Origin of the sequence: Pseudochrobactrum sp. AO18b (genome assembly GCF_000409565.1) — a bacterium.
GTDB lineage: Bacteria > Pseudomonadota > Alphaproteobacteria > Rhizobiales > Rhizobiaceae > Pseudochrobactrum > Pseudochrobactrum saccharolyticum.
The window spans coordinates 1-6,768 of the sequence record NZ_ANNO01000349.1 but is presented as its reverse complement, the minus strand read 5'-3'; the positions used below and the strand labels follow the sequence as shown (position 1 = coordinate 6,768).

The window sequence follows — 6,768 nt, the reverse complement described above, 5'->3', positions numbered from 1 at the left end:
TTTTTTTATTTGTCTGAACACTCTACCCAATGACGGATCAGGGCGCTGGCGATGGCACCGGCAGGTGGTGTGCGTAAGCCTTGAGCATGGACATTATCCAGCATTGCTCTTGCCTCATCGCGGGTAAACCAGCGTCCGTCTTCCAGCTCCTCATAGTCGAGCGTGATCTGATCGGACAAGCCTTGCGCAAAACAGCCGATCATCAGGGAATAGGGAAACGGCCATGGCTGGCTGGCATGATAAGTGACCTGTCCGACGGGCAGGCCTGATTCTTCGCGCACTTCACGCCGGACAGCATTTTCAATCGTCTCACCCGGTTCCACAAAACCGGCAAGGCAGGAATAGGTCAGCGGAGCAAAATGCGGGCTTCGTGCAAGCAGACAAGCGTCGCCATTGTCGGTTTTGCGGGTGACCAGCATAATCACCACTGGATCAGTGCGTGGAAAATGCTCGGCATTGCAGGAGGTGCATACCCGTTTGAAACCGCCGATCCGCATTTCTGTCCGGTTGCCGCAACGCCCGCAAAAGCGATGGGTTTTATGCCATGCAAGAAGCGCAGCCCCTTGCGCAACCATACCGCTCAGGGCAGGTGGCAAAAGATGATGCGTATAGAGTGCGCGATATTCCGAAGCTTCATAAGGCGCAGGAAGTGCCTCCGCGCCCAGTCCGGTATCCATCGCAAGATAGGCGATACCCTCTGCTTCACCCAGCAAAATCAGATTGTCACCGGCAGATAAATCCGCGCCATTTTGCAGGGCGCGTCGCTCCGCATGGCTGAACAAGGCACGCTGTTCCGGTGCGTCCTGCTTCAAAATAATCTTATTACCGGCAAAAAGCAGAAATTGCGCATCGGGATCAGCCAATGCTTTGGCTAAACTTGTTTCGTCCCGTTTCTCGGCTTGCGGGTCAAGTGTCCTGCCGGCAAAGCCAAGACCATAGCTGTTATCTGTCATGTAATAAACTCAGGCAGCCAAAATCACGCAGAAAGACGGTCGCGCAAATCACTGATGAGCTTGCTTGCTTCTTCGTCCGTATAAGGTTCACGTGTGCCATGTCCCCAGACCGGACCCGGCCATGCCGCATCACCGCTGTTGCGTGCAACAATGTGAATATGCAGCTGGCGCACAATATTGCCGAGCGCACCACTGTTGATTTTCTCGCAGCCGGTCGCTGTTTTCATGGCTTCGGCAACCATAGAGGTTTCAAAGCTGAGCATGGTCTGATCGAGCGGGGTCAGCTCGTGAATTTCAGACATATCCGCACGTTGCGGCACAAGGATCAGCCATGGCCAACGCTTGTCATTCATCAATAAAAGCTGGCACAGGCCAAGCGGGCCGATAGGAAAGCTGTCATTTTGCAGGCGTTGATCGAGGGCGAAATCTGGCATGATGCGGTGCCTTTGTGAGGAATATTGTTCTTGTCCGGCAGTTTTTGCTGTTAGTCTGGAACTATTCAAACATAAAATGCATGAAAATAATCTATATTTTTTTATCTCAGCTTATTTGAGCCTTGCATTTTGTGTTCAAATTTCCGATATGAAGCGCGGGAGGTTGGTGGTGGACGTACCACTCGCCAACCGGGTCAGGTCCGGAAGGAAGCAGCCCTAACGAGCTCGGCACGGGTCATCGTGCCAGCCTCCCACCTTTTTCTCCCCTGAAAATCAGATTGTTGTGCACGGAAAAGCTAAGTTTTCCGAGAGACCGCTTTCTGTTTTCAATCGGCTGACGATCTGTGCTACAGCAGTGAAGCTTAGAGCAGTTCCAGTTGTGATGAACTGTTGGAACCGCTCTAATTATTGTTTTACGCATTTGCCTCAAGCAAAACCGGTTCCCACTTTTGCTGGAAATGCTTTAAAGACGGGATCTGAAGGAGCGCGCGAAATCCATGGATAATAAACCGGCAGACAACGCCTATCGCGTTCTCGCCCGTAAATACCGCCCGCAGAATTTTGACGATCTATATGGTCAGGAGCAGATGGTGCGCACCCTGACCAATGCTTTTGAAGCAGGACGCATTGCTCAGGCATGGATGCTGACCGGTGTGCGCGGGGTGGGTAAGACCACAACAGCGCGTATTCTGGCGCGCGGCCTGAATTATAAAACCGATACGATGGATCAGCCGAGTGTGCATCTGACCGAATTGGGGGAGCACTGTCAGGCGATTATGGAAGGCCGCCATGTCGATGTGATCGAGATGGATGCGGCCTCGCATACCGGTATTGATGATATTCGTGAGATTATTGAACAGGTGCGTTACCGTCCGGTTTCTGCCCGTTACAAAGTCTATATCATCGACGAAGTGCACATGCTCTCCAATCAGGCATTCAACGGCCTGTTGAAGACCTTGGAAGAGCCGCCGCCGCATGTGAAGTTTATTTTCGCGACGACAGAAATCCGCAAAGTACCGATTACCGTTTTGTCGCGCTGTCAGCGTTTTGATCTGCGCCGTATTGAATCCGGCACATTGACCAGTCTGTTGCGCAAGATCACCGGCCTTGAAAATGTGCAGGCTGACGACACAGCACTGGCGATGATTGCCCGTGCCGGAGAGGGTTCTGCACGCGACAGCCTGTCGATTCTCGATCAGGCGATTGCCCATGGCAACGGCACAGTCGATAGCCAGACGGTGCGTGAAATGCTCGGCCTTGCCGACCGTGCACGTATTATCGACCTGTTTGAAATGCTGATGCGCGGTGATGTGGCAGGCGTTTTGAAAGAATTCCGTGCGCAATATGATGTGGGTGCTGATCCTTCCGTTGTGCTGAGCGATCTGGCGGATTTCAACCATTTGGTCACGCGCCTGCGTTTCACACCGGAAGTTGCGCAGGATATGTCGTTGTCGGAAGATGAGCGTGTACGCGGTGCTGAATTTGCCAAAACATTGTCGATCCGCGCCTTGTCGCGCTGCTGGCAGATGTTGCTCAAAGGTATTCATGAGGTGGAAACCTCATCACGTCCGGTGCAGGCGGCAGAAATGTTGCTGATCCGTTTGGCGCATTCTGCTGATCTGCCGACACTGGACGAGGCGCTGAAAGCCATTGCCAATGGTCATACTGGTAGTAGTTCCGCACCATCGGCTCCGCAAGGCGGCGGTGGGAATGGCTCCGGTGGTGGTACAACAGCCTACGCAGCCGCTGATGCAGTTTCCGGTCAGATGGTACAGCGTCAAAATAATGGTGGCGCCGCTCTTCGATTGGCAGAGCCAACTGCACAACCGGTGATGCAGCCGCAAGCCATTGTCCAGCCAAAAGCAGAACCTGCTCCGCAAGCAGTGCGCATCCGCGACCTGAATGACATCGTCAATCTGGCAGGCAATAAGCGTGATCTGCAGTTCAAAGTTCTGGTCAAGAATTTTGTGCGTCTGGTTTCCATCGGCCAGAATCGTATGGAAATTGCCCTGACCGAACATGCGCCGAAAACGCTGGCCACGGATATGGCGCAGCGCCTGCTCGACTGGACAGGTGAACGCTGGATGGTTTCGGTTGCCCGTGATGGTGGCGGCCAGACCGTGGCTGAAGTTGAAACCGCACGACGCGAAGAGCTGGTGACAGATGCCCGCGCTGATCCGGATGTGGCTGCGATTCTTGCAAAATTTCCGGGTGCCAAAATTATCGACGTGCGTATCACCACGCCGGATGACGACACGGATTTGGAAATGCAAATGCCGGATCCGGGCGTGGATAGCGGCGATTTGGATGATGACGATTAATTATAGCTGCGGTTGAAACGACCAAAGCTATGAACCATTTATTGAAAAAGAGTAATTCGAGGAGTTCTGCCACATGCGTGACATGATGGGGATGCTGAGCAAAGCAAAAGAAATGCAGGCCAAAATGCAGGCCATGCAGGAAGAAATCGCGCAGATGGAAGTCAGCGCCACTTCCGGCGGTGGTCTGGTCAGCCTGACCCTGCTTGGCAAGGGTACATTGACCAGCCTGAAAATTGATCCGTCGCTGCTCAAAGAAGGCGAAGGCGAAATTTTGGAGGACCTGATTATCGCTGCGCATAATGATGCGAAAGCCAAGCTGGAAGCGATGATGGCTGAGAAGACACAGGCGCTGACTGCCGGTCTGCCAATCCCTCCGGGCATGAAACTGCCGTTCTAATCGAAGCGCAGGTTTAATAACACGTACTTATACAATAACGCCCGATTCTATTCGGGCTTTAAGCGTATCCCGAAAAGTGCGAAGCTGTTTTCGGATCAAATACGCGTTCATGCAAAAGATCAGAGCGAAAATTTGATAAAATCAGATTGTCATAAGCTCTGTATGTTTTAAGTCTTCACTATGTCAAAACGAATCGCCGGTCCTGAAATTGAACGCCTGATCCAGCTTCTTGCCCGTGTGCCGGGGCTCGGGCCCCGTTCTGCACGCCGCGCTGCGCTGCATCTAATCAAGAAAAAAGATGCATTGCTGGTGCCGCTTGGCTCTGCCATGCAGGAAGCCGCTGAAAAGGTGCGTATCTGTTCCTGTTGCGGAAATGTGGATACCAGCGATCCCTGCACAGTCTGCGAAGATCCGCGCCGTGACCCTTCCACACTGATCGTCGTTGAAGATGTTTCCGATCTCTGGGCGCTGGAACGCGCTGGCACTATGAATGTGCGCTATCATGTGCTGGGCGGTCGTCTGTCACCGCTGGATGGTGTGGGGCCGGATGATCTCAATATTAAAGGCCTGATTGAGCGCGTCACCGGCGGCGAGATCAAAGAGATTATTCTCGCGGTCAATGCCACGGTCGAAGGGCAGACCACAGCGCATTATATCACCGATCAGCTCGACGGTATGGATGTGAAAATCACCCGTCTTGCTCATGGTGTGCCGGTCGGTGGCGAGCTGGATTATCTCGACGAGGGGACATTGGCAGCGGCCTTGCGCGCCAGAACTGCCCTTTAAAAAAACCGTCTGGTCGGGCTGAAAATGGCAATTTCCTGCATTCTGTTCCGGTACTCGAAACTCACCATTTTCGCTTGCGACCAGCCAATTTTTGATTCAGGTTTCGAGTAATTTTACTAACAGGAGCAGCCATGCAGAAGACTTTCCTCCGTCAGGCTCTGGTGATGTTCAGCCTGTTTGGTGCTGCCGTACCCCTCACCTCGACAGTGGCGCAGGCACAGACTTATTCTGCTGCACTCCAATCCAAAACCAATGCGGCCTTTCAGCAATGGCTGGAGAATGATCTGTGGCCGCAGGCGCAGCAGCGCGGCATCAGCCGCAGCGTGTTCAATCAGTCTTTATCCGGCGTGCAGCTGAACTGGAAACTGCCGGATCTGGTGCCGCCCGGTACCAAGCCGCAAACACCAAAACAGCAAACACAGTCTGAATTCGGCTCTCCGGCCAATTATTTCCGCAAAGGCACAGTTGATTCCGTTGTCAGTAATGGCAAGGTGAAGCTCAATGCTCATAAGAGCCTGCTGGCGAAAATCGAGCGTGATTTCGGCGTGCCTGCCGGTATCGTCGTTGCTGTCTGGGGGCGAGAATCCGCCTTCGGCTCGGTAAAAATTCCTTATAACGGTTTTGAAGTGCTGGCGACCAAGGCTTTCATGGCAACACGCAAGGATATGTTCCGTGCGGAATTACTGGCCGCTCTGGAGATTGTGCAGAAGGGCTATATGGATAGTGCGCATCTGAAAAGCTCTTGGGCGGGTGCGCTTGGTCAGCCGCAATTCATGCCAACCTCTTACTTAAAACATGCCGTCGATTATGACGGTGACGGACGGCGCGATATCTGGAATTCCGTGCCGGACACACTGGCTTCTATTGCTGCTTATTTGCAGCATTTCGGCTGGCAGAAAGGCCGCGACTGGGGCTTTGAGGTCAATGTACCGCAAAATGTCTCCTGCTCTCTGGAGGGGCCGGATCAGGGCAAGACATTCCGTGACTGGTCGGCACTGGGTGTCACTCGTGTGAATGGCAAGGCGTTCCCCGCACAGGAAATGGCGCAAGAAGGTTTTCTGCTGATGCCTGCCGGTCGCCACGGGCCTGCATTTATTGTGACACAGAATTTCTACGTGCTGAAAAACTATAATATGAGCGATCTCTATGCGCTGTTCATCGGTCATGTCTCTGACCGGATGAGCTATGGTGCCGGTGGTTTTCAGCAGGTTTGGGGTGCTGTCGGTGGACTTTATCGCTCCGATGTCGCTGATATGCAGAAACGTCTGCAAAAGCAGGGCTATGATGTCGGCAAGCCGGATGGTCTGGCCGGATTTAAAACCCGTCGCTCTATCGGTGTCTGGCAGGCAAAGAACGGCCAGCCTGCCACCTGTTTTCCTGATAAGGCGCTGGTCAAGGCAATCCGCTGATAATCATCTTATATAGCGCTTTAAAGGCATGGCTCTGGTAGCGCTCGCGGTGGTTCAGAAGCCAGAATTGCCGTGGTGGCAGCGTAAACGGCACTTGTTTCAATGTGCCTGCTGCCAGATGCGGGCGGGCTGCTAGGGCGGACAACACAGTAGCGTAATTGCCTGCTGTCAGTGCGGAGCAGATTGCCTCGTTGGACGGCAGTTCCAGCGCCAGCGGTAAATTCGCCGGATCGCAGCCTTGCTCGCGCAAGTAAGTTTCAAAGACGGCGCGGGTGCCCGAGCCTTGTTCGCGCAAAATCCAGAAACTTTCGCTCAGTTGTTCTGCCGGCAAAGTTTCAAGCTGTGCCCACGGATGTGCGGGATTGACGACTGTAATCAGTTCGTCATAGGCAACCGGTTCTTTATGCAGCAGCGCGTCATCAGTCTCTGCTTCAATAAATCCCGCATCTGCCAGTCCCTCCCGTAAAG

At 53.4% G+C, this 6,768-nt stretch carries 7 protein-coding genes and 1 other RNA gene; 5 read left to right on the top strand and 3 right to left on the bottom strand.

Annotated features, from left to right (window positions below; all coding sequences use genetic code 11):
• Window positions 1–5 precede the first annotated feature (5 nt).
• Entirely contained in the window at window positions 6–953 is a 948-nt protein-coding gene (gene nudC / locus A918_RS20525) for an NAD(+) diphosphatase (protein ID WP_022711617.1), read from the bottom strand.
• Between the two features lie 23 nt (window positions 954–976).
• A complete protein-coding gene (locus tag A918_RS0113700; RefSeq protein WP_028233805.1) occupies window positions 977–1,387 on the bottom strand; it encodes an HIT domain-containing protein in 411 nt (136 codons plus the stop codon).
• Between the two features lie 158 nt (window positions 1,388–1,545).
• Here A918_RS0113700 and ffs point away from each other — a divergent pair.
• From ffs to A918_RS0113680, 5 genes are all read left to right on the top strand, one after another.
• Window positions 1,546–1,642, top strand: an RNA gene (gene ffs, locus A918_RS21560) — signal recognition particle sRNA small type.
• Window positions 1,643–1,863: 221 nt separating this feature from the next.
• The gene (locus A918_RS0113695; RefSeq protein WP_256377856.1) at window positions 1,864–3,708 is read left to right on the top strand and encodes a DNA polymerase III subunit gamma/tau; all 1,845 of its coding nucleotides are present in this window, start codon (window positions 1,864–1,866) and stop codon (window positions 3,706–3,708) included.
• Window positions 3,709–3,781: 73 nt separating this feature from the next.
• Window positions 3,782–4,105 carry a YbaB/EbfC family nucleoid-associated protein gene (locus tag A918_RS0113690; RefSeq protein ID WP_022711615.1) on the top strand — a complete coding sequence of 108 codons (324 nt, stop codon included), beginning with the start codon at window positions 3,782–3,784 and terminating at the stop codon, window positions 4,103–4,105.
• A gap of 180 nt (window positions 4,106–4,285) precedes the next feature.
• A complete protein-coding gene (gene recR / locus A918_RS0113685; RefSeq protein WP_022711614.1) occupies window positions 4,286–4,891 on the top strand; it encodes a recombination mediator RecR in 606 nt (201 codons plus the stop codon).
• A gap of 131 nt (window positions 4,892–5,022) precedes the next feature.
• Window positions 5,023–6,300, top strand: a complete 1,278-nt coding sequence (locus tag A918_RS0113680) for a lytic murein transglycosylase (RefSeq protein WP_022711613.1) — start codon at window positions 5,023–5,025, stop codon at window positions 6,298–6,300.
• On the opposite strand, the gene A918_RS0113675 is transcribed toward A918_RS0113680, so the two are convergent.
• Window positions 6,284–6,768 (bottom strand): LysR substrate-binding domain-containing protein (locus tag A918_RS0113675; protein WP_022711612.1); only part of this gene is annotated, 485 nt, incomplete at its 5' end. The genes A918_RS0113680 and A918_RS0113675 overlap by 17 nt on opposite strands.

Coding starts and splice junctions, on each gene's coding strand:
- A918_RS0113680 (WP_022711613.1), top strand. CDS start 5,023: ATGCAGAAGACTTTCCTCCGTCAGGCTCTGGTGATGTTCAGCCTGTTT.
- recR (WP_022711614.1), top strand. CDS start 4,286: ATGTCAAAACGAATCGCCGGTCCTGAAATTGAACGCCTGATCCAGCTT.
- nudC (WP_022711617.1), bottom strand. CDS start 953: ATGACAGATAACAGCTATGGTCTTGGCTTTGCCGGCAGGACACTTGAC.
- A918_RS0113690 (WP_022711615.1), top strand. CDS start 3,782: ATGCGTGACATGATGGGGATGCTGAGCAAAGCAAAAGAAATGCAGGCC.
- A918_RS0113700 (WP_028233805.1), bottom strand. CDS start 1,387: ATGCCAGATTTCGCCCTCGATCAACGCCTGCAAAATGACAGCTTTCCT.